This window comes from Pseudomonas helleri (assembly GCF_045830615.1).
Classification (GTDB): Bacteria; Pseudomonadota; Gammaproteobacteria; order Pseudomonadales; family Pseudomonadaceae; genus Aquipseudomonas; species Aquipseudomonas helleri.
In genome coordinates, this window is record NZ_CP174501.1 from 2,008,154 (window position 1) to 2,031,054 (window position 22,901).

The 22,901-nt window shown below is 59.6% G+C and carries 19 protein-coding genes and 1 tRNA gene; 12 read left to right on the forward strand and 8 right to left on the reverse strand.

The features are described 5' to 3' along the window. Positions 1-18 precede the first annotated feature (18 nt). The 4 genes from ACJJU9_RS09075 to ACJJU9_RS09090 are packed head-to-tail and all read left to right on the forward strand — an operon-like array spanning position 19 to position 3,904. On the forward strand, positions 19-651 hold the full coding sequence (locus ACJJU9_RS09075) for an SGNH/GDSL hydrolase family protein (protein WP_048388555.1): 633 nt from the start codon (positions 19-21) through the stop codon (positions 649-651). Beyond that, positions 648-1,316, forward strand: coding sequence for a cell division protein FtsQ (locus ACJJU9_RS09080; RefSeq protein ID WP_407730512.1), 669 nt, complete (start codon positions 648-650; stop codon positions 1,314-1,316). Before ACJJU9_RS09075 ends, ACJJU9_RS09080 begins: the two co-directional genes overlap by 4 nt. 18 nt (positions 1,317-1,334) lie before the next feature. After that, positions 1,335-2,750 carry an MBOAT family protein gene (locus ACJJU9_RS09085; RefSeq protein ID WP_048368900.1) on the forward strand — a complete coding sequence of 472 codons (1,416 nt, stop codon included), beginning with the start codon at positions 1,335-1,337 and terminating at the stop codon, positions 2,748-2,750. An 11-nt stretch (positions 2,751-2,761) separates the two neighbouring features. Further along, a complete protein-coding gene (locus ACJJU9_RS09090) occupies positions 2,762-3,904 on the forward strand; it encodes an alginate O-acetyltransferase AlgX-related protein (protein WP_407730513.1) in 1,143 nt (380 codons plus the stop codon). 266 nt (positions 3,905-4,170) lie between these two features. Here the strand turns inward: ACJJU9_RS09090 and ACJJU9_RS09095 are convergent. Further along, a tRNA-Gln gene (locus tag ACJJU9_RS09095) sits at positions 4,171-4,245 on the reverse strand. A 317-nt stretch (positions 4,246-4,562) separates the two neighbouring features. Between ACJJU9_RS09095 and ACJJU9_RS09100 the strand changes: the two genes are divergently transcribed. From ACJJU9_RS09100 to ACJJU9_RS09110, 3 genes are all read left to right on the forward strand, one after another. Then, a complete protein-coding gene (locus tag ACJJU9_RS09100) occupies positions 4,563-5,120 on the forward strand; it encodes a helix-turn-helix domain-containing protein (protein WP_048368902.1) in 558 nt (185 codons plus the stop codon). A gap of 16 nt (positions 5,121-5,136) precedes the next feature. After that, entirely contained in the window at positions 5,137-6,483 is a 1,347-nt protein-coding gene (locus ACJJU9_RS09105) for a glutamine synthetase family protein (protein ID WP_407730514.1), read from the forward strand. Positions 6,484-6,573: 90 nt separating this feature from the next. Then, complete coding sequence (locus tag ACJJU9_RS09110; protein WP_407730515.1) at positions 6,574-7,398, forward strand: AraC family transcriptional regulator; 825 nt, start codon at positions 6,574-6,576, stop codon at positions 7,396-7,398. On the opposite strand, the gene ACJJU9_RS09115 is transcribed toward ACJJU9_RS09110, so the two are convergent. Both ACJJU9_RS09115 and bamA read right to left on the reverse strand, forming a co-directional pair. Then, the gene (locus tag ACJJU9_RS09115) at positions 7,395-7,982 is read right to left on the reverse strand and encodes a LysE family translocator (protein ID WP_048368905.1); all 588 of its coding nucleotides are present in this window, start codon (positions 7,980-7,982) and stop codon (positions 7,395-7,397) included. The genes ACJJU9_RS09110 and ACJJU9_RS09115 overlap by 4 nt on opposite strands. A 134-nt stretch (positions 7,983-8,116) precedes the next feature. Continuing rightward, positions 8,117-10,483, reverse strand: coding sequence for an outer membrane protein assembly factor BamA (gene bamA, locus ACJJU9_RS09120; RefSeq protein ID WP_048368906.1), 2,367 nt, complete (start codon positions 10,481-10,483; stop codon positions 8,117-8,119). 230 nt (positions 10,484-10,713) lie between these two features. Between bamA and ACJJU9_RS09125 the strand changes: the two genes are divergently transcribed. The 3 genes from ACJJU9_RS09125 to ACJJU9_RS09135 all read left to right on the forward strand — a co-directional run bounded on the left by ACJJU9_RS09125 (position 10,714) and on the right by ACJJU9_RS09135 (position 14,194). Further along, positions 10,714-11,400 carry a response regulator transcription factor gene (locus ACJJU9_RS09125; RefSeq protein WP_048368907.1) on the forward strand — a complete coding sequence of 229 codons (687 nt, stop codon included), beginning with the start codon at positions 10,714-10,716 and terminating at the stop codon, positions 11,398-11,400. Then, complete coding sequence (locus ACJJU9_RS09130) at positions 11,397-12,677, forward strand: sensor histidine kinase KdpD (protein WP_278940730.1); 1,281 nt, start codon at positions 11,397-11,399, stop codon at positions 12,675-12,677. The genes ACJJU9_RS09125 and ACJJU9_RS09130 overlap by 4 nt, the downstream gene beginning before the upstream one ends. 1,067 nt (positions 12,678-13,744) lie before the next feature. Further along, positions 13,745-14,194, forward strand: a complete 450-nt coding sequence (locus ACJJU9_RS09135; protein WP_153330413.1) for a hypothetical protein — start codon at positions 13,745-13,747, stop codon at positions 14,192-14,194. 3 nt (positions 14,195-14,197) lie between these two features. Here the strand turns inward: ACJJU9_RS09135 and ACJJU9_RS09140 are convergent, their stop codons facing one another. The 4 genes from ACJJU9_RS09140 to araD1 form a co-directional block, all read right to left on the reverse strand. Continuing rightward, the gene (locus tag ACJJU9_RS09140) at positions 14,198-15,781 is read right to left on the reverse strand and encodes an aldehyde dehydrogenase (NADP(+)) (RefSeq protein ID WP_407730516.1); all 1,584 of its coding nucleotides are present in this window, start codon (positions 15,779-15,781) and stop codon (positions 14,198-14,200) included. An 80-nt stretch (positions 15,782-15,861) separates the two neighbouring features. Beyond that, positions 15,862-17,418, reverse strand: coding sequence for a UxaA family hydrolase (locus tag ACJJU9_RS09145; RefSeq protein ID WP_407730517.1), 1,557 nt, complete (start codon positions 17,416-17,418; stop codon positions 15,862-15,864). A gap of 23 nt (positions 17,419-17,441) precedes the next feature. Further along, complete coding sequence (locus ACJJU9_RS09150; RefSeq protein ID WP_048368912.1) at positions 17,442-18,761, reverse strand: MFS transporter; 1,320 nt, start codon at positions 18,759-18,761, stop codon at positions 17,442-17,444. 69 nt (positions 18,762-18,830) lie between these two features. Continuing rightward, positions 18,831-19,829, reverse strand: coding sequence for an AraD1 family protein (gene araD1, locus ACJJU9_RS09155; protein WP_048368913.1), 999 nt, complete (start codon positions 19,827-19,829; stop codon positions 18,831-18,833). Between the two features lie 125 nt (positions 19,830-19,954). Here araD1 and ACJJU9_RS09160 point away from each other — a divergent pair, with 125 nt between their 5' ends. Further along, a complete protein-coding gene (locus ACJJU9_RS09160) occupies positions 19,955-20,884 on the forward strand; it encodes a LysR family transcriptional regulator (protein WP_407730518.1) in 930 nt (309 codons plus the stop codon). Between the two features lie 10 nt (positions 20,885-20,894). Here ACJJU9_RS09160 and ACJJU9_RS09165 read toward each other — a convergent pair whose 3' ends face one another. Next, positions 20,895-21,512, reverse strand: coding sequence for a TetR/AcrR family transcriptional regulator (locus ACJJU9_RS09165; RefSeq protein ID WP_048388522.1), 618 nt, complete (start codon positions 21,510-21,512; stop codon positions 20,895-20,897). 121 nt (positions 21,513-21,633) lie between these two features. Between ACJJU9_RS09165 and ACJJU9_RS09170 the strand changes: the two genes are divergently transcribed. Then, complete coding sequence (locus tag ACJJU9_RS09170; protein WP_407730519.1) at positions 21,634-22,839, forward strand: MFS transporter; 1,206 nt, start codon at positions 21,634-21,636, stop codon at positions 22,837-22,839. The last annotated feature ends 62 nt before the right edge of the window (positions 22,840-22,901 follow it).

Here is a 22,901-nt window from a genome sequence, read left to right on the forward strand (position 1 = left end):
GCGGGCATGACAATTCTAATGATCGGCGACAGCCATTTGGCGACGCCGGGGTATTTGATTACGTCGTTGCATGAAGACCTCGTGGCCCAGGGGGCCAAAGTACACACCCTGGGGATTTGCGGCTCCAATGCCGGTGATTGGCTCAAAGCCTCCCCGGCGGGGCAGTGCGGAGCTGCCGAGCGTAAGGATGGCGGCAAGGTGGTGGTGTTGAGTGACAAGACCGCGACCACCCCCATCAGTGAGTTGATCGCTGCCGATAAGCCGGACCTGGTGCTGGTTGTACTGGGCGACACCATGGCGGGTTACGACAAGCCGCAATTCCCTAAAACCTGGGCCTGGCAACAGACCACCGACCTGGCCAAAGCGATTGCTGCGACGGGCAAGCGTTGCGTCTGGGTGGGGCCGAACTGGGGCTCTGTGGGTGCTCAATACAAAAAGACTCCGGAGCGGGTCAAGCAGGTGTCGGGTTTCCTGGCGGCTAACGTCGCGCCCTGCGATTACATCGACTCCTTGAAGTTTTCGGTTCCGGGGCAAAAAGAGTGGGCAACGGTCGACGGCCAGCACATGACCGCGCCCGGCTACAAACTTTGGGGTGACGCCATCGACAAGGCGTTGCTGGACACGCCTGCGGTCAAGGGGCTGAAAAAATGAGCAAGCACTTTTCGGCGCTAATGGCCCTGCCGGTGTTGGCATGCAGCGCCGTGGCAAACGCTGCCCCTGCGCTCTACGCCACCGGACCGGCTGAAGACTCGGCATTTATTCGCTTCGTCAACGCCAGCCCTGCGCCGCTGGAGGTGGTTGCTCAGCCTGGGCAGGCGCCGCTGCGTCTGGAGACGACGCAGCCGGTGTCGCTGTTGTTTCCCGTGGACTCCAGCAAACCGGTCAAGGGCACGCTGGTCAGTGGCGGACAGACGTTGCCCATCGATTTGAAGATCGAGCCCAGTGAGTTTGTGACGGTGTTTGCAGTGCCTGGTGGTGCGGGAATTCAACAGGCGGTGGTGCGTGAACCTGAGAATGACTTCAACGCTTTAAAGGCGTCGCTGGCATTTTTTAACGTTGATGCGTCGTGTGCCGATGCCGCGCTGGTTGCTGCAGGCCGTAACGCTGAGTTGTTCAAGTCTGTACCGGTCAACACCGCCCAGCGCCGCCTGATCAATCCGGTGCAATTGTCGGTGCAACTGGTGTGCGCGAATGCCAATGTCGGCGCTGCGCTGGATCTGGGCCAACTCAAGGCGGGCGAGCGTTACAGCGTGATGTTGGTGCCGTCTGCCAACGGGCCGCGGTTGTTGCACGCAACGGACACTCTATCCCACTGATCGGATTCTGCCGCCGCCATGGTCTTCGCCTCTCTCGAGTTTCTGACGTTATTTCTGCCAGCGTTCCTGCTCATCTATGCGCTGGGCAAGCCGCAGTGGCGTAACGTCATTTTATTGATCGGCAGTTGGTTATTTTACGGCTGGCTGAACCCGATGTTTCTCGCGTTGCACATGGCGTTGACCGTGGTCGCGTGGGTCGGCGGGCTGCTGATTGACCGTTCGCGGGAAGACTCGAAGGGCCGTGTGCGGTTGTTGGTCGCGCTGATCGTGTTCAACACCGCCGTGCTCTGCTGGTACAAGTACGCGAACATTCTGGCGGCCACCTGGATGGAGTGGATCACCTACCCGGGTGCCATGCCGCTGGAATGGCAGCGCGTGGCGTTGCCTGCCGGACTGTCGTTTATCGTGCTGCAGGCGATCTCTTATCTGGTGGATGTGCACCGCAAAACCGTGCCGGTCGAGCGCAGCTTTGTGAACTACGCCACCTACATTTCGATGTTCGGCCACTCCATTGCAGGGCCGATTATTCGTTACGACTGGGTGCGCCGCGAGCTGGTCAAACGCTACTTCGACTGGCAGAACTTCTCGCTGGGTGCCCGTCGTTTCATGATCGGCATGTGCATGAAGGTGCTGGTGGCCGACACCCTCTCGCCGCTAGTGGACGTGGCGTTTCATCTGGACAATCCGTCTTTTGTCGATGCCTGGATCGGTTGCCTGGCGTATTCGCTGCAACTGTTTTTCGACTTTGCCGGCTACAGCGCCATGGCTATCGGCCTGGGCTTGATGCTGGGCTTTCACTTCCCGGAAAACTTCAATCAGCCGTACCTGGCCCGAAGCATTCAGGATTTCTGGCGGCGCTGGCACATGTCGCTGTCCAGCTGGTTGCGCGACTACCTGTACATCGCCTTGGGTGGCAACCGCAATGGCGCCTGGAAAACCTATCGCAACCTGTTCCTGACCATGGCCATCGCCGGTCTGTGGCATGGCGGCGACAGCTGGAACTACCTGCTGTGGGGCGCTGCGCACGGTATTGCATTGTGCGTAGACCGCCTGTGGTCCCGCTCGACCCTGCCGAGCATCCCGCCGGTGCTGGCGCACACCTTGACCCTGTTGTTTGTGTTTATGGCCTGGACATTGTTCCGCGCGCCGGACTTCCATTCGGCGTTGAACATGTACGCGGGGCAGATTGGTTTGCACGACTTTGCACTGGGCGACGCGCTGGCCGTGACCCTGCGTTCGGCCCATGGCCTGGCGGCTTTGCTGGGGATCGCCTGCATCCTCGCGCCGGCCTTTAAAAGCCGGTATGAGCAACGTTTCGGCGGCTCAGCGCTGTATGCACCGATAGCGGCCGTGTGGCCGGTGGCGGGTTTTCTGCTCTCGTTCGCGTTGATCGCGAGCCGTGAAGCGGTGCCTTTCCTGTACTTCCAGTTCTGATGGCCGAGCCCATGCCTGACTCATCCCCAAAAGCGGTTATGCCGAGTGAATTCACGGCCCGTATCAGCAAGCTGTCCGGCTGGGTATTCGCCGCGTTTTTGCTGGCAAGCTTTGCTTCGGCTATGTGGTTGTTGGTCAGCGGCAAGGTTCAACTGTTGCCGCCCAACCTCACCCAGGACCAAGTGCTGCATGGCGAAGTCACCCATAAAATCGCCAAGCAATTGTCGATGGCGGCGGTGCCGGAACGCGCAGCCGATCTGGAGCGCGCGGCCAGTTGGCTGACCTTCCATGACACCGGCGCGCGGGTGCGTCCGGGCTGTGACGGCTGGTTATTCCTGACCGACGAAATGCGCATCAACCGTCACGCCCAGGACAACGCCGACACCAAGGCGGCAGCGGTGGTCGACATTCAACAGCGTCTGGCCAAGCGCGGCATTCAACTGCTGGTGGCGGTGGTGCCAGACAAGAGCCGGATTGGCGCTTCACAACTGTGCGATTTGCGTCGCCCGGCGCAATTGCAGGATCGCGCTGTGGCGTGGGTTGCCGCGTTGAACAAGGCAGGCGTCAAGGCCATCGACCTGGCGCCCACCCTGCAACCGTTGGGTGCCGAGGCGTTTCTGCGCACTGACACTCACTGGAGCGAAGTGGGCTCATCGGCGGCGGCCAAAGCGATTGCCCAGCATGTCCAGGCCATGGGCATCAACGCTACCCCGCACACAGACTACGAGCGCACCGTGCAAAGCCCGGCCCGCCGTCCGGGTGACCTGGTGCACCTGGCGGGCCTTGACTGGTTGCCAGTAAGTGCTCAGCCCGCCCCGGAAACAGTGGCGGCTAGCGAGTTCAGCGAGAAAAAGACCGAAGGCAGCAGCGGGGCGGCCAGCGAAGATGACCTGTTTGGTGACGACAACCTGCCCAACATCGCCCTGATCGGCACCTCCTTTTCGCGTAACTCCAACTTCCTCGGCTTCCTGCAACAGGCGCTGGCCGCGCCGGTGGGCAACTTCTCCAAGGATGGCGGCGAGTTTTCCGGTGGTGCGAACACCTACTTTAACAACCCGGCCTTCAAAGACACCCCGCCCAAACTGGTGATCTGGGAAATCCCCGAGCGCGACATCCAGACGCCTTACAGCGAGCAGATTGAGTGGGTCAAGTAGGCAGCAACCCCCGTAGCAGTTGGCGAGCTCAGCGAGGCTACGTCCGGCTGCGAAGCAGTCGTAAAGATCTTTTACTGGTAACGGCAGCGTTAGGCCCTTGGGTCTACAACGAATGACCCGACGCGTAGTCGCTGACGAGGCACGAAGGCTGCGAGAAGAGGTAAATAAAACGGTTTTCGCAGCCTCATGCTTCGGCAGCGACTACAGGTATTGCGAATTTATTGGGTTATTCGTTGGGTGCCTGGCGGCTGAATAACACTGGAAAATGGCAGGGGCGGCTGGATTTGAACCAACGCATGGCAGGATCAAAACCTGCTGCCTTACCGCTTGGCGACGCCCCTGTATCTGTTGCGAAGAGTGCCTTGCACTCTGTGTGACGCTGCTTACTGCGAGGTCTTTAAGATCTGCTGTAAGAGTGGGCGAGAATATATCGACATTTTCTCGACCTGTGAACCCCCTGAGTGAAAAAAAGCACGTAAAAACAGCCGCTTAGTGTTTTTTTAGGGCAATCCGAGAGGTTTTTTGCCCCGGCCAACGGTTGTCTGGTCAAAAAATAGCCTTGCGCTCGTGAAATTTACCGGGTAGTTTTTCATGAAATTAAGCTAAATAAATTTCATGGCGGTAAAAATGTGCCTTCAAGGCTGTGCGGAATCAGGACGTGAATAAACAAGAAGAAATCGCTGCGCTGGCGATCCTCATTCACGATCTGCGCAAGCACAAAAAAGTCACCCTCACGGAACTGGCCGACAAAATTGGCCGCTCGGTGGGTTTTATGTCTCAGGTTGAGCGCGGTCTGTCGCGGCCGACGGTGGCAGATCTCACCGCCATCAGCGAAACGCTGGACGTACCGACCACCTATTTCTACAACATGCCCAAGCCCAAAGCCTTGTCCTGGGTCACTCGGCCGGACGAGCGCCGCACCCTGTACCTGGCCAATGGCATCACCGACATTCTGGTTTCGCCGAAAATCCGCGCATCGTTTTCCATGCTCGAAAGTCTGCTGGAGGCGGGTGCCACCAGCGGCGAGCGGCACATGCTCGACAGCTCCGAGCAGGGCGGCTATGTGCTGGAGGGCGAGCTGACCTTATGGCTGGGCGACGACGAAGACCCGGTGACCTTGCGCGCCGGCGACAGTTTTCAGTTCGACAGCAACACCTTGTGCCGTTACGCCAACCTGACCGAGCAGCTCACACGCGTGCTGTGGGTCTACACCTGATTTAAGGATGAATACGATGGATGCTGCGTGCTCTGACCTGCTGGCCGAAGTGCGGACCTTTCGCCAGCGCTACCCGGATGTGCGGTATGTCGACCTGATTTCTCTGGACATACCGGGGCATTTTTACGGCAAACGTTATCCGATCGACATGCTGGGAAAAGTCGCGGGGGGCAGCGCGCTCAAGTTGCCGCAAAACTGCGTGTTGCTGGGGGCGCAGGGCGGGTTGTTCAAGATCGGTGATTATTGCTTTAACGATGGTGACCCGGATGCCGTGCGCCGTCTGGTGCCCGGCACACTCAAGCCGGTGACCTGGGAAGGCCAGCCGTTGGGGCAAATGCTGATTACCTCTGACGGTACGGCAAAACCCATCGAATTCGAGCCGCGTGAAGTCCTCGCGCAAGTGCTTGACCGGCTGGCCAGCAAAGGCATTCATCCGGTGGTGGCGTTTGAGCTGGAGTTTTATCTCTTCGACAAGCACCTGCGTGATGGCCTGCCGCAATTTGCCCGTGACCCGTTCACCGACGACACCGATGACCAGCCCAACATGCACATCGAGCGGCTGTCGCGTTTTGCCCCGGTGCTCAATGAAATGGTTGAGGCGGCGCAAATCCAGGGTATCGATGCCACGGTCATCACCGCCGAGCTGGGTCCTGGGCAGTTTGAAATCAACTTCGGCCACCTTGACGATGGTTTGCGTGCCGCCGACTGGTCAGCACTGTTCTGCCGCAGCACCCGGGGGGTCGCAATGAAGCACGGTTACCGGGCCAGCTTTATGTCCAAGCCCTACCTGCATCAGCCGGGCAGCGGCATGCATGTGCACGTCAGCCTGTATGACGCGGCGGGCAACAACCTGCTGGCGGCCAATCAACAGCAACCGATGCGCCACGCCATTGCGGGTTGTCTGGAACTCTTACCCGCGTGCATGCCGATTTTTGCCCCCAACCACAACGCTTTCCGCCGTCTGGGCGGCACCACCAACATCGCCACCCGCGCCAGTTGGGGCTTTGAGGATCGTGACGCGTGCTTGCGGATTCCCGAGTCAGACAGTAAAAACCTGCGGGTGGAATACCGTCTGGCGGGCGCCGATGCCAATCCGTATCTGGTGCTGGCGGCTATTCTGGTGGGGCTTGAGCACGGGCTTGAATCGGCCAAAGAGCCGATTGCGCCGCTCAACGAAGACCGCAACAGCGGCGTCGACTTCCCGCTGGACATGCTCGAAGCCGTGCGCGCCATGCAGCCCCAACCGCAGTTGCGCGCGGGTTTGGGGGCCGAGTTCGTCGACGTTTATTGCGAAAACAAACGCCAGGACCATCTGGCGTTTATGCAAGACATCAGCGCGCGGGAATACCGCTGGTTTATGTGAGGCGGTCTTTGTCCAACCCGCAGGTTGTTCGAAATGTATCTGAATTAAGATACATTTCGCAAAGACCCGCCCCGTGATCAGGTAAACACTATGTCCAGCGATGTATCGAGCGCCACCCCACGATTCTGGCGTGACCCGCAGATGCCCTTTATCGAGGCGCGCTCAATCGCCGATGGCCGCAAGGTGTGTTATGCCCGGCATTCTCACGAAGTGTTTTCCATTGGCGCGATCACTGGCGGGTGCTCTACTTACCTGCACGAGAAAATCCGTCATACCGTCAGTACTGGCACTGTAGTGTTAATGAATCCGGGTGAAGTGCATGCCTGCAACCCCATTGAAGACCAGCCATGGTCTTACCTGATGTTTTATGTCGACCCGCAGTGGTTGGCAGGCATTCAGCACGCCAGCGGGCGCGGCGCCAGGCAAGCGTTTCAGCCCATTGCTGCGACGCACACGCAATTGCCCGAACTGTTCAACGGGTTGCTTGGGTTGTATGCGCAACTGAGCGATCCCCTTAGCGAGACGCTGGCCAAGCATGAAGCTGCCGTTGGCTTTTTCTCGCTGTTGCAGCAGTCATTGGGCGGCTCGAAATTGCTCCCCAGGGTTGCCAACCGTCGCATAGAGCGTGTCGCCGCGTACATCGATGCGCAATTCATGCACTCGATCCGGCTGGAAGACATGTGTGAAGCAGCTAATCTGTCGCAGGCTTATCTGATTCGTGCGTTTGAGCAGCGCTATCACATGACGCCCCATGCCTACCTGACCAATCGCCGGGTGCAGCATGCCCAGTCCCAACTGCGCGACGGCACCTCCATTGCCGCCATTGCCCAGTTAAGCGGTTTTGCCGACCAGGCCCATTTGCAACGGGTGTTCAAAAAGCACCTTGCGGCCACGCCGGGTCAATACAAGGCTTAAATCCACAATAACGACACCGCGCAGGATGCCAGCAGCAATGCCATGCAGCGATTGAACATCCGTATGCGTGACGCGTTGTGCAGGTAGCGGTTCAGAAAAGCACCGGCGTAGACCCAGCACGCCACTGACACATAGCAAATCACAAAGTAAATCAGTGCGAAGGTCCAGATCAGCGTGGCTTCGCCGCTGGCGACAAATGCTCCCATCCCTGCGATGGCGGCCAGCCAGGCTTTGGGGTTCAGCCACTGCATCATCGCGCCGTTCATGAACGACGGTTGCAGTATCGTGCCTTGGGCATCGAGGCGCCCGTTATCGGCTGCCAGCTTCCAAGCCAGGTACAGCAAAAAGGCCATACCGGCCCAGCGGATCAGGTCGGTGAGCAGCGGCCATTTTCTCAGCACCTCGTGCAGCCCAAACCCTGTGAACAACAGCAGCACCACAAAGCCCACCGTTGCGCCTAGAACATGGCGCAGGCTGGGCCCCAGCCCGAATTGCCTGCCGCAACTCAGCGCCACGACATTAACCGGGCCCGGTGAAATGGAGGCCGCGAGGGCGAATACAGCCATGGAAACCAGCACGCTCATTCTTCAACTCCTGCTTGTCAATTAGGGGGCAAGTATGAGGGGTTGAATGACCCGGGTATTGAACAAAACTGCCCAACCTAAGCAAAGAGAGGGCGTATTCGTTGACGAGTTACGCGCTCGCGCTGCTGGGCGGGTTAGAACGTTTGCCCCAGCGAGAACTGGAATATTTGCGTCTCGGCATCGGTCGGTTTGCGCACCGGGAAGGCCAGGTTGACGCTCAGCGGGCCCATCGGGCTGTACCACGTCACGCCCACGCCCAGCGAGCTGGCCATCTGGCTCAGGTCTACGCCGTCGCAGCCGGTGGTGGTGCTCAAGTAGCACTTGTCTGAATACACGCTACCGACGTCCCAGAACAACGAGGTCCGCAGCGATTTGTTGTCCTTGATGAAGGGAATCGGGAACAGGTATTCGACGCCGCCGGTGATCATGATGTTGCCGCCCAGCGCATCGGTTTTGCGATCGGTGTAGTACTCCTGGCCCATGCTGGCGTATTTGCCGGTGGCCGGGGTGTTGCGCGGGCCCAGGGTGCCGCTTTCAAAGCCGCGCACCGAACCTTCGCCGCCTGCGGTGTAGTTTTCATAGAACGGCAGGCCGTCGGTCGAGCCGTAACCATTGCCGTAGCCCAGGTTGGTATGAAAACGCAGCGAGGTGGATTGAGTCAGTGGCAGGAAGGTCTGGCCGCTGTAATCGATTTTGTAGAAACTCAGGTCGCTGCCGGGCACTGTGACCATCAGGTTGAGGTTTTGCGAGTAACCCCGTGTCGCCAGAATCCCTTTGTTCAGGGTCGATTCCGACCAGCCCAGGTTGGCCTTGAAGTTGGTGAAGGATTTGCCGTCGCGCTGGATAAAGTCATAGATCTCATCGGCGCTGTAGGTGCCGGGCTTGAGTTCATCGTGCTGCGCCGTCAGGCCAAAACTGACCCGTGAGGTTTCGTTGATCGGGTAACCCAGGGTGATCCCGGCACCGTAGCTGTTGATCGAGTAGTACGACACGCCATCGTCGTAATAATCGTTGTAGTCGGTTTTGTTGTAGAACGCGTTGTAGCCAAGGCTCACGCCGTCCGGGGTGAAGTAGGGGTTGGTGAAGCCGATGTTGTATTTGCTTTGGTATTCGGAGCGGGTCAGGCCAAGGCTGGCGGAGTTACCCGTGCCCAAAAAGTTGTTTTGGGTGATCGAGCCGCCGAGGATCAAACCGGCGTTCTGGGCAAAGCCCACGCTGGCAGTGATCGAGCCCGAGGCCTGTTCTTCAACGGTGTAGTTCACGTCCACCTGATCGTCGACACCCGCCACGGCCGGTGTTTCAACGTTGACCTCCTTGAAGTAGCCCAGACGCTCAAGGCGCACCTTGGATTGGTCAATCAGGTAGGTCGAGGCCCAGCCACCTTCCATCTGGCGCATTTCACGGCGCAGCACCTGGTCTTCGGTCTTGGTGTTGCCGCGGAAGTTGATGCGGTTGGCGTACGCCCGCTTGGCCGGGTCGACTACAAACACGATATCAACCGTGTGGTCGTCTTTATTCGGCGTTGGCACGGCGTTGACGTTGGCAAAGGTATAGCCTTCGTTGCCGAGGCGCCGGGTGATCAAGTCAGAAGTGGTGGTCATCAGTTTGCGCGAGAACACCTGGCCCTTCTGCACCAGCAGCAAGGCTTTGATCTGGTCCTCGGGGATTTTCAGGTCGCCGCGCAAAGACACGTCGCGCACGGTGTACTTTTCACCTTCATTGATATTGACGGTGATGAATACCTGCTTTTTGTCAGGCGAAATCGAGACCTGAGTCGAGATGATTTCCATGTTGATGTAGCCGCGGTCCAGGTAATAAGAACGCAGGCGCTCCAAGTCACCGGTGAGCTTTTCGCGGGCGTACTTGTCATCGTTCTTGAAGAACGACAGCCAGTTGGTGGTCTTGAGGGTGAACTGGTCGTCGAGTTCTGCCTGATCAAATACGCTATTGCCGACCACGTTGATGTGCTTGATCGCCGCCACCTGGCCTTCGTCGATCTTGATCTTCAACTGCACGCGGTTACGCGGTTGGGAGACGACTTCGGTGTCTACCGAAGCCGAGTAACGGCCTTGGGCGACGTATTGGCGCAGCAACTCGTTGCGCACGCCTTCAAGGGTGGCCTTCTGGAAAATCTCGCCTTCGGCCAGCCCCGATTGCTTGAGGCCCTTCATCAGGTCGTCGGTGGAGATGGCCTTGTTGCCTTCTATATCAATGCTGGAAATAGACGGGCGTTCAACCACGGTGATGACCAGAACGTCGCCATCGCGGCCCAACTGAATGTCCTGGAAAAACCCGGTTTTAAACAGTGCGCGGGTGGATTCGACCAAGCGCTGATCATCCGCTTCTTCGCCGACATTCAAGGGCAGGGCGCCGAACACGCTACCGGCGGAAACCCGCTGCAAGCCGTTGATTCGAATATCAGAAATTTTGAAACCCTGGGCATGTGCAAGGGTGGCATTGAGCAGCAGTGCAACCGAGCAGAGCAGGCGCGGAAAATTCATCAAGATCTTTATTTCCAGAACACATCGACAAGCAGCGCTGGCGGGCGTGCGGATGACTCGAGCAGACGCCATGCTCCGCGAGCCACGCAAGCGGGTGGAGCGCCAGCATAAAAGCTCGGGGCGTTTGGTGCGGTTAACCCAGTGTCAAGTTAGGTAAAGGTTGGCGTTACGCGATGACGCTGCACGGTTCAGCTACGATAATGCCTGGCCCCCCTTTGCAAGAGTTCGCCATGATCCGTGTATTGCTCGTCGACGATGACCAGGAACTGACTGCACTGCTCAGTGAATATCTGGAGCGCGAAGGTTTTGCTGCGACCGCCGTGCACAGCGGCGAAGAGGGCGAAGTCCAGGCGTTGTCCGGTCGCTACAGCATTGTTGTACTGGACGTGATGTTGCCCCGGTTGTCGGGGATCGAAGTGCTGCGGCGCATTCGTGCGCGCAGCCAGGTGCCGGTGGTGTTGCTGACCGCCCGTGGCGACAACATTGACCGCATTACCGGCCTTGAGCTGGGCGCGGATGACTACGTGCCCAAACCCAGCTCGCCGGGTGAACTGGTGGCGCGTTTGCGGGCGATCATGCGTCGGGTCAATCCCGCCCCTGATCAGACCGCCACCGAAGCGATCAAAACCGGCCAACTGGTGCTCTGGCCCGGCAAACGCCAGGCGTTGTGGCAAGGCAATGAGCTGGGCCTGACCAGTACGGAGTTCAGCCTGCTCGAAGAACTGGCCCGCTGCGCCGGGCAAGTGGTTAGCAAGCAAGATTTGTCGCTCAATGCCCTGGGCTGCCCGTTGACCCGCTACGACCGGCGCATCGACGTGCACATCAGCAGCATTCGGCAAAAGCTCGGCCCGCGCCCTGATGCCAAAGCCTGGATCCAGAGCGTGCGCGGCCTGGGCTACTTGTTGATCGCTGAATAATGAAAGCGAGTCGACTGTTCTGGAAGCTGTTTCTGGCGTTCTGGCTGGCCACCACGCTGACGTTTTTTGTCGGCATGGGCTTTGTGATCCTGAGCAAATCAAAACCGGGGGACCCGCACCTCGACACCATCCTGACCAGCGAAATCCACCTGCTTGAAACCTTTGGTGTCGAGTCGGGCATGCAGTTGCTCACGGTCTGGCGCCATCCCGATGACCAGGCCATTGGCGTGTATGACAGCAGCGGGCAATTACTGGCCGGGTCACCCGTATTGCACCCGGTGTTTGAGCGCGCGGTGCTGAGCAAGGAAGGCATCGAACTGTTTATCCGCTCGACCCGCGCGCCGGGTGAACACGGCGAGCCCGGGCCGGAGTTTGGCGAAGGGCCGGGCCTGATGCCGTTGATTATCGGCACGGTGATGAGCGCGTTGTTCAGCGGTTACATGGCCTTTTACCTGACCTGGCCGTTGACCTTTTTGCGCCGCGCCATGAGTGACGTAGCCCAGGGCCGATTCGGTACGCGGGTCAAACCGATGATGGGCGGGCGCCGTGATGAAATCGTCGACCTGGCCGAAGACTGTGACCGCATGGCCAACCAGTTGAGGCTGCTGGTCGAGGCGCAACAGAGCTTGTTGCATGACATTTCCCACGAATTGCGCTCACCGCTGACCCGCATGCAAGTGGCGATCGGGCTGTTGCATCAAGACCCTGGGCGTAAAGAAATGGTCGAGCGCATCGAGCGCGAGTCGGTGCGCATGGACACCCTGATTGAAGCGCTGCTGACCCTGGCCCGCGTTCAGGGGCGGCCCGACAGCATCGAGCGGGAGCTGGTCGACATCATCGAATTGCTCAGATTGATCGTTGAAGATGCGCAGTTTGAGGCAGGGGTCAAAGACTGCGAAGTCACCTTGCAGGCTGGGCCACCTTTTGTCAGTCGGGTGAGCGGTGAACTGCTGTATCGCTGTTTTGAAAACGTGATTCGTAACGCCGTTCGCCATACCCGCCCCGGCACGCGTGTGCGGGTAACCACCCAGACCAGCCTGGCGGGCAACAGCTTGCAAGTGCAAATTACCGACCATGGGCCGGGGGTTGAAGAACAGCGCCTGAAGAGCATTTTCCAGCCCTTCGAACGCGGCGCCGGCGAACCCGGTGGCGGTTTTGGGTTAGGGCTGGCAATTGCTTCACGCTCGGTGCAAATGCACGGCGGCACCATCGTCGCCTACAACCAGCCCTCGGGCGGCCTCACCGTAGAAATCAGCCTGCCCAAAGACCCAGTGTAGGAGCGTACACCCTGTAGTCGCTGACAAGGCACGAAGGCTGCGAGCAAACACCCCCGTAGCAGTCGACGAGCCTTGCGAGGCTACGTCCGGGCGCGCAGCGGCCGTAAAAAGAGCCAGATCAAAAAGATCGCGAGGCAAGCTCGCTCCTACAGTTTGTATCGCGTACACCCTGTAGTCGCTGACAAGGCACGAAGGCTGCGAACAAACACCCACCGTAGCAGTTGACGAGCCGTGCGAGGCTACGTCCGGGTGCGCAGCGGCCGTAAAAAGAGCCAAGATCAAAAGATCGCGAGCAAGCTCGCTCCTACAGTTTGAATCGCTTACATCCTGTAGTCGCTGACAAGGCACGAAGGCTGCGAGCAAACACCCCCCGTAGCAGTTGACGAGCCTTGCGAGGCTACGTCCGGGCGCGCAGCGGCCGTAAAAAGAGCCAGATCAAAAGATCGCGAGGCAAGCTCGCTCTTATCAAACATAAAATAAGTGATTGATTTTAAAGGCTTTGTAGGAGCGAGCTTGCTCGCGATCTTTTGATCTAGATCTTGCTTTTGATCTTGATCTAAAAGGCCCCATTAAACCACGCTGGCCGAACGCAGGTTTTGCGCAGTGGGTAACCCGGCAGGACGCCGGGTTAGCCGCGACACGGCCATGGATGGCCGATCGCGGCGGGCCTACGGAGCAAGGCCTGTGGTGAGGGCATGCCGAGCCAAAGCGAGGCACCGAGGGGTAGGGGCAAAAGCGTTTTGGTTACTTTGCCGCTTTTGCAAAGTGACGCGGCGTAAGGCCGGAACCCTAAGTGGCCGTTGCCGCAGCAACGGATATGTACTCAAGTCAAGAGCCCCCTCACCACGCCTCTCCCGAAGGAGAGGGAACCGATTGGGGGATGCTGAAGATACTCGCTGTCCTGTTTGATGCGCGACAGCCCTGCGTCGAAGACGGGGCAGCTCCTACAGGTTTTGTGATCTTTACACGATATTACATAGCCTTGACGGCTCTGTACGCCTTGCCCCCGTAGACTTCTCGCTCAGCACTGTCTGAGGTTGTGGTGATGCCATTGAGTGGAGGTGAACATGTTTTTGGTGCATAAAAAAGGCTTTGTCGCGGGCAAGAAAATGGTCGATGGGCTGGTGCCCTACGATTTTTTTTGCGAAGACAATCCGGCCATTAATCTGTTTGTGTTTACCGGCTCAAACGCCCAGGGCAAGGCGTCGGCAGAGCAAACCTTGTGGGGGTTTACCCGCCTTGAACGCTTTGAGGCATTGACCGATACGTTGGTGTCGCACAAGAAGAATCAAGACTGGTTTCAGACCGTCAACGTGCTCACCGGCCCCGCCCAGAACGGCACCCAGAATGTGAAATTCCAGCGCGTGCTGAAAATAATCAAGCACGTCAGTATGGCGAATCGCGTACCCGGCAAGGTGCAGTACGAGATTCTCACGGATGAGGGTGACACCTACTTCACCCTCAAGTCCGTGGCCCCGGACAGCGCGCAAACGGTTATTTACGCGGCTGACCAGTAAGCGTCAGTTCAGCGCCTCACGGCTTGGCTGACCATTGAGCAGGCGCTGGATCCCCAGCGGGTTGGCGTTCTTGAGCGCATCGGGCAGCAGGCTGTCCGGGTAGTTCTGGAAACACACCGGGCGCAAGAAACGGTCGATGGCCAGGCTGCCGACCGATGTGCCACGGGCATCCGATGTCGCCGGATAAGGCCCGCCATGGACCATGGCATCACACACCTCAACCCCGGTCGGGTAGCCGTTGATCAGCAAGCGGCCAGCTTTGTGCTCAAGCACCGGCACCACTTCGGCAAAGGCTTGCAAGTCCGCGGGCTCACTGATCAGCGTGGCCGTGAGTTGACCGTGCAGGCTGTGCAGCGATTGCAGCAACTGCGCTTTGTCGGCCACTTCGATGACGATGGTGGTCGGGCCAAAGACTTCTTCTTGCAGCACCTCGGCACCGCCGATCAGCAGGCTGGCATCGGCCTGGAACAACTGCGGGTGCGCCTGATTGCCCTGTTGTTGCGAACCTGCGAGATGGCGAATGCCTTCGACCGAAGCTAAATGGCTGAGACCTTTGACATAGCTTTTCAGGCCACCGGCATTGAGCAGCGTGTGCGCTGGTTGGGCGCTGAAAAACGAGCCCAGCGCATCGACAAAGGCGCTGAACGCTGGCGAGGCAATCCCCAGCACCAGGCCAGGGCTGGTGCAGAACTGACCGGCGCCGAGCATCACCGAGCCACCCAACTCTTTGGCGATCTGTTCGCCGCGCTGTTGCAAGGCTTCTGGCAGCAACACCACCGGGTTGATGCTCGACATCTCGGCAAATACCGGGATTGGTTGCGGGCGTGCCGCCGCCATGTCACACAGGGCGCGACCACCCGACAGCGAGCCGGTAAAGCCGACTGCTTGAATCGCCGGATGCTTGACCAGCGTTGCGCCAACCCCGGCGCCGTAGATCATGTTGAACACGCCCGCAGGCATACCGGTACGCTCAGCAGCCCGAATAATCGCCTGCGCCACCCATTCGGCGGTTGCCATGTGGCCGCTGTGGGCCTTGAACACCACCGGGCAACCGGCGGCCAGTGCGGCTGCGGTGTCGCCGCCTGCGGTGGAGAACGCCAGCGGAAAGTTACTGGCGCCGAAGACAGCGACCGGGCCGACGCCGATGCGGTATTGGCGCAGGTCAGCGCGGGGCAGCGGTTGGCGGTCGGGCAGGGCTTGATCGATCCGCGCGCCATAAAAATCGCCACGCCGCAGCACCTGGGCAAACAAACGCATCTGCCCGCTGGTGCGGCCGCGCTCACCCTGAATACGCCCGGCGGGCAGGGCGGTTTCACGGCAAACGATGGCCACAAACTCGTCGCCCAGCGCGTCGATTTCTTCGGCAATGGCTTCTAAAAATTCCGCACGGCGACTGGCGGGCAAACTGCGAAAAGCCGCGAAGGCGGCGCTGGCCGCGTTGGCGGCGGCGTCTACTTCGGCGTCGGTGGCCTGCACAAACTGATACGGCAAGGCTTCACCGGTCGTTGCATCCAGGCTTTGCAAATGAACAGCGCCAGCGCCGCTGCGCTGGCCGCCAATAAAGTTCTGGTCGGTAATTTGGGTCATGTCCATCTCCTTGAAAAAACAATGAAACCTGTGGGAGCGGGCAAGCCCGGTTCCCACAGGTGTGGTGTGTCATCACGGGCTTAGGTAATTGCACCGATCTGCCATGGCACAAATTCGTTTTGGCCGTAACCGTGCTGCTCGCTTTTACTGCGCTCACCGGAGGCGATGCGCAACATCAGGCGGTAGATGTACTCGCCGCGCTCTTCGATGGTCATGCTGGCGTCGGCAATGCCGCCGCAGTTCACGTCCATGTCTTCTTCCTGGGTCTCCCACAGGCGGGTGTTAGTGGCCAGCTTGATCGACGGCGAGGGCGCGCAGCCATAGGCCGAACCGCGCCCTGTGGTGAACGCAATCAGGTTGGCGCCGCCCGCCACCTGGCCGGTGGCCGAAATCGGGTCGTAGCCCGGCGTGTCCATAAACACCAGGCCGTGGGCGCGCACCGTCTCGGCGTATTCGTAGACATCGACCAGGTCACTGGAACCGGCTTTGGCCACGGCGCCCAGGGATTTTTCGAGGATGGTGGTCAAGCCTCCGGCCTTGTTGCCCGCCGACGGGTTGTTGTTCAGCTCGGCGTTCATGCGCTTGCAGTAGTCTTCCCACCAGTGAATCCGCTTGATCAGCTTTTCACCGACTTCACGGCTGACCGCACGGCGTGTAAGCAAGTGCTCGGCGCCATAGATTTCCGGGGTCTCGGAGAGGATTGCAGTCCCGCCCGCTGCGACCAGGCGATCTACCGCATTGCCCAGCGCCGGGTTGGCGGTGATGCCCGAGTAGCCATCGGAACCGCCGCATTGCAAGCCGATGATCAAGTGTTTGGCACTGACCGGCTCACGCTCGACGCGGTTGGCCTCGGCCAGCAGGGATTTAACCTGCTCGATGCCGCTGGCAATGGTTTTCGACGTGCCGCCCGTGCCTTGAATGGTAAAGGCGCGCAGGAATTCACCTTTTTCCAGGCCCTGGGCCTCCAGCAAATCCGCGATCTGGTTGGTTTCACAACCCAGACCGATCATCAGTACCGAGGCAAAGTTGGGGTGAATCGCATAGCCGCCCAAGGTCCGGCGCAGCATGGCCAGGGCTTCGCCGCCGGGATCGACTGCGCACCCAAAACTGTGGGTCAGGGCGACCACGCCATCCACGTTGGGGTAGTCGATCAGGGCCTGCGGGTTGATGTCGCGGCGAAAGTGATCGGCGATGGCCTTGGCCACCGTCGCCGAGCAGTTCACCGACGTCAGGATGCCCACGTAGTTACGGGTAGCGACGCGGCCATCCGCCCGCACGATGCCCATAAAGGTGTCCTGGTTGGGCGTATGAATCCCCCGCGCATCCACACCAAAGGCGTAATCGCGCGAAAAATCCCCCATGGCCAGGTTGTGCACATGCACGTGTTCACCGGCTTTGATCGGCTGGCTGGCGAAGCCAATGATCTGTCCATAACGGCGCAGCGCCTGACCGGCCGGGAGATCACGGGTTGCGATCTTGTGGCCCGAAGGGATAGCGTCCAGCGCTGTCAGCCCTTCGGCCTCAAGAATCAGGCCTTTGGGAATGGGCTGGCGGGCAATCAGCACATCGTCCAGCGGGTTGAGTCGAATCACGGCGTTGGCAGCATTTTCACTGCCTGTTTTAGTTATAAGTTGCATCAACAGTTACCTCAGTGAAAGGCTCAGGCCAGACCGCGCTCGCGGTAGTCGATGAGGGATGAGAACAGCATCAGACCGAAAGCCATCACCACGAAGAAGATCAGCGCGAGGAAGTACGAACCGGTGAACTGCACGATCAGGCCGATCAGGATCGGTACGATGACACCGACCATATTGCCGCAGAAATTCATGCTGCCGCCCAGTACGCCCGCCTTGGATTTACCGCCCAAAATGGCTGGCAAGCACCAGTACATGCCGCACCAGCGAATGAAAAACAGGGCCACGCAGAGCAGCGAAATCACGGTGAAAGCGTCCGGTGTGTAGGCCACCAGCAGGATGCACAGCGCAGCAATCGCCGCCGAGCCGCCAAACATGGTGCGCATCACCTTGTTCGGAGCGCCGCCTGCGTCTTTCCATTTGTCCGCCAGCCAACCGCCGAAGATCTCGCCGATAAACCCGCACATAAAGATCAGGAACGTTGCACCGCCCATGGCCTTGATATCGAGGTTGTGCGCCTTGTGCAGGTAGCTCGGCATCCAGGTCAGCAAACCGTAGAACACGCTGTTGTAGCAGGCGTACCCGGCGAACATGGCCAATACTGAGCGGCTTTTCAGCAAGTCTTTGAGGATGGCTTTGCGTTCGCCGTTGGTTTTCGCCGCCTCGGCATTGGCGTTGGTGATATAGGCCAGTTCAGCCGCGTTGACTTTAGGGTGTTCGGCCGGGTTATTACGGATGTACCACCAGGCCCAGACACCGACGATCATGGTGCCGACACCGGCGATCACGAACGCAATGCGCCACGAGTCGAACCAGGTAATCAGACCCGCGATGATGATGGCGCCAAAGGCTGTGCCCAAGGGGGCGCCGCCATCCACCAGGGTTGCCCCGCGGCCCCGCTCATTGGGCGTCAGCCAGGCACCGTTCAGCTTGGCCCCGGCGGGCATGATCGGTGATTCGGCAACGCCCAGACCGATCCGGGTGGCGAGCAAGGTCATCCAGCTGTGGGCGCCCCCTGCGATGGCCTGGAAGAAGCCCCAGCCCACGGTCGCCACACCGACGATATTGCGCACCTGAAAACGGTCCAGGAGCATGCCGCCAGGAATTTGCATCAGCGCATAGGACCAAAAGAACGCGCTGAGCATCAGGCCTTCCAGGGCCGGGGTCATTTCAAATTCGCTGGAAATCAGTGGCAAGGCCACCGACAGTGACGCGCGGTCGATGTAGTTGATCGCCGACAACAGCAGCAGGATCAAAAATATGCGCCAGCGCACCGTGGTAGGTCGTGAGGCGTCTGCAAGCCCGGCGGCCTGGCTGGGGGCGGCCGGTGCAATTTTGCTGTTCATGTTGGTCTCGCTTTTTTATGTTTTTTATCAAGCGGGGAGTGGGCTTGCAGGCAAGCCCACAAAGCCTTGCTACAACGTTACGACATGCCCGGCTGGCAGTTCAGCGGTGCCTGCCTGTATGCCGTTGATCAGCGGTGCGCCGAACTCCGGCATGCTGATTTCGAAGCGGTCACCTTCCTGGGTGTGAATGTTGTCGGCCACCGACAGAGTGGCGGTACCAAAGAAATGCACATGCACATCGCCAGGGCGCAGGAACTGCGGGTACTTGAAGTGGTGGTATTCAAGGTTTTCCAGGCTGTGGCACATGTTGTCTTCACCGCTGAGAAACTCTTTTTCCCAGACTACCTCGTTCCCGCGCAGGATGCGGCTCATGCCGGTCAGGTGACGCGGCAGCTCGCCGACACGCAGCTCGGGGCCGTAACTGCAATTGCGCAATTTAGAGTGTGCGAGGTACAGGTAGTTACGGCGCTCCATGACGTGGTCAGAAAACTCATTGCCCAGCGCAAAGCCTACGCGGTAGGGCTTGCCGTCGTCGCCCACTACATACAGACCGGTCAGCTCGGGTTCTTCGCCGGCATCTTCAGCGAAGGTCGGTTTGCTGAACGCACTGCCGGGGCGAACCACGATCGAGCCGTCACCCTTGTAGAACCACTCCGGTTGCACGCCCACCGTGCCGGATGCCGGGCGGCCACCTTCAATGCCCCACTGAAAAATACGTGCGGTGTCGGTCATGGCGCTGTGATCGGCTGCGTTTTGCTGGTGCATCTTGTCGCGTGTCGAGGCGCTGCCCAAGTGGGTCAGGCCGGTGCCGCTGATCAGGCAGTGGGCCGGGTCTGCATGGTCCAGCGGCGGGAGTACGCGGCCTTGCTCCAGTGTCTGGCTATAACTGACAGGACTTGCCTCGGTGCCACGGGCCAGCACTTCAGCGACCAGGCCGTGGCCTTTACGAATGGCCTCCAGAGCCAGTTCGCGGGTGGTTTCGGTGCCCAGCACCACGTGGATCTCATCGCCCTCGATCACCCCGACGTGGCGCTGGCCTTGAGCTGTTTCAAACTGGATCAAGCGCATACAGTGAACTCTCGCAGATTATTTTTATGGCGGGTCGTTAACCCCTTCTGGCGCTCACTTTAATTTTTGTCAGGGATGCTGCCTAATGACAGATGCTGATTGAGCGATAACCAATAGTCATCCCCATGCTGCCATCCCTGACCACCATCATTTCCCGGCTGCGCCTCAAACAACTGCGGTTGTTGATTGCGCTGGACGAATTCGGCTCGCTGCACAAGGCCGCCGAGTCTGTGGCAATTACCCAGCCCGGCGCGACCAAGGCGCTGCACGAAATTGAATCGACGCTGGGCGCAACCCTGTTCGAGCGCACGCCCAAAGGCCTGACGCCCAATGATCTGGGGCGTTGCGTGATTCGTTACGCGCGTTTGATACACACCGATGTGGCGCACCTGCGCGAAGAAATGCTCGGCATTTTGCAAGGCCATGGCGGGCGTCTGTCAGTGGGGGTGATCATGGGCGCAGTGCCGGTGCTGGTGGAATGCCTGGCGCAATTGCGCGCCAAACAGCCGCAGTTATCGGTAGAAATCGTCGAAGACACCAGCGCTCGCCTGTTGGGATTACTCGACGAAGGGCGCCTGGACCTGGCCATATGTCGCACCAGCGTCAGCAAACATCCGGCGGCTTATGACAGCCGCTTGCGCGAGCAGGAGCCGCTGATCGTGGTCGCTAACACCGCGCACCGGTTTGCCCGCCGTACGTCGCTGGCGTTGAGTGAACTGGCAGATTCGTCGTGGGTGGTATTCCCGGTCAACATGCCCATGCGCCTGACCCTTGAGCGGGAGTTCAGGGAAGCGGGGCTTAACTTTCCGGCGTATCCGATTGAAACCTCATCGACCTTCACCACGCTGTCATTGCTCTTGCAGGACCCGCAACTGGTCGCCGTCATGCCGGTGGACGTTGCGCAAATGGCCGTGACCCACGGCATGCTGATGCGCTTGCCGCTGGACTTGAAATCACGCAGCGAGCCATACGAAATTGTCACCCGCAAAGGCGTGGCATTAACCGCCCCGACGCAACTGCTAATTGATGAACTGACCCGCCAAAAACAGGCATGAGCGCAAGCCGTTACGCGGCCACGCGCATCACGTCCCATGCGCTCATTACCTGGGTGACAGCGGCGTCCAGTACTGCGTGCTCCAGGCCGTCCCGGGCAAGCGTAGTCAGGCCCAGCAAAAAGCTTTCAAACACTGTGGCCAACGCAACAACGTTGGTCTGCGCGGACAGTTCGCCCGAGGCGACGCCGCGCTCGATGCAGGCAATAAATCCGGCCCGGTTACGCGCGCGGGCCTGGGCCAGTGGCGCGCATATCTCCAGAGTTTCAGCCGAGCAGGCACTCATCAGCCCCAGTGTTACCAGGCAGCCACGCGGGTGCCCCGGTTCGCATTGCATGCGGGCTGAGCGGCGCAACGCCAGCTCGATGGCTTCACGCGGGGCAATGCCGGGGTCTTGCAGGCTCTCGGTCACGCGGCCATGGGAGTTCAGATAACGTTCCATGACCTCTTTGAACAAGGCCTCCTTGGAGCCAAAGGCGGCATAAAAACTCGGTGCCGAAATGCCTGGGCCGATGCTCGCCTTGAGCTGGCTCAGCGAGGTGGAGTCGTAACCATGCTGCCAAAACAGGTGCATGGCTTGAGTGATTGCCGCGTCACGGTCAAACGTACGTGGGCGTCCCATCTGGGCCATTGTCAGCCTCCTTCTTCACAAGACATAAATACTAGTCGATACAAAAGTCGTTGACCAATCGCTTTTGCATCGCCAACATCTGTACCTATCGATACATAACTAAGACAGGTTGGAACAGGCGATGGTTGAAGAGCGCGACACTACTGAGCGATTACCCATGGGCGCGCTGCTGGCGCTGGCCATGACCGGGTTTATCTGCATTGTCACCGAAACGTTGCCGGCGGGTTTGCTGACCCAAATCAGCAGCGGCCTTGAGATCTCCTCGGCAATGGCCGGGCAGATGGTCACGGTCTACGCGCTGGGCTCGTTGCTGGCGGCGATTCCCTTGACCATCGCCACACAGGGCTGGCGGCGGCGCAATGTCTTGCTGCTGACCATTGTGGGTTTTCTGCTGTTCAACTCGATCACCGCGTGGTCGTCACACTATGGCGTGACCCTGGTGGCGCGCTTTTGCGCGGGTGCCTCGGCCGGTCTGGCCTGGAGCCTGTTGGCGGGGTACGCACGACGTATGGTTGCGCCGCACTTGCAGGGCCGCGCCATGGCGGTGGCGATGGTCGGTACGCCAATCGCACTGTCACTGGGTGTGCCACTGGGCACCTGGCTGGGGGCGCTGATGGGCTGGCGCAGCGCCTTCGGCCTGATGTCGATACTGACTGTGGTGCTGATTGTCTGGGTGCTGGCCAAAGTGCCGGATTATCCGGGGCAGGCTAGCGCCCGGCGCATCGGCTTGCGCCAGGTACTGCTGACTCCCGGGGTGCGCTCCGTGCTTGCGGTGGTGATGACCTGGATGCTCGCGCACAACATGCTCTACACCTACATCGCCCCGTTTGTGACGCCAGCGGGTCTGGCCGATGAGGTGGATCTTGTGTTGCTGGTATTTGGCCTGGCGGCGCTGTTGAGCATCTGGCTGACCAGTCGTCTGGTCGACAGCCATTTACGCAGGGTGGTGCTGGTCAGCCTTGCGGCATTTACCGCGATTGCCCTGTTGTTTGGTGTGTTCTTCCAGTCTGCGCCGGTGGTGTACGTCGGTATTTTCATCTGGGGCCTGTCCTTTGGCGGCGCGGCAACCTTGCTGCAGACGGCGCTGGCAGACGCCGCAGGTGAGGGCGCCGATGTGGCGTTGTCGATGAACGTGGTGGTCTGGAACAGTGCCATCGCTGCTGGAGCACTCACGGGTGGCGTGTTGCTCGATCAAGTCGGTGTGAGTGCGTTGCCCTGGGCGTTGCTGGTGTTGTTGCTGATCGGGTTGTTGATCGTGTTCAACGCTCGCCAGCATGGTTTTCCCACGGGGCAGCGCCAGGCCGGGGCTGCTGTCGTCGGTCATTGATGTTCACAAGCTCGCCTGCGTAGCGCCAACCCTGCAGGAACTGCCGAGGCACGAAGGCTGTG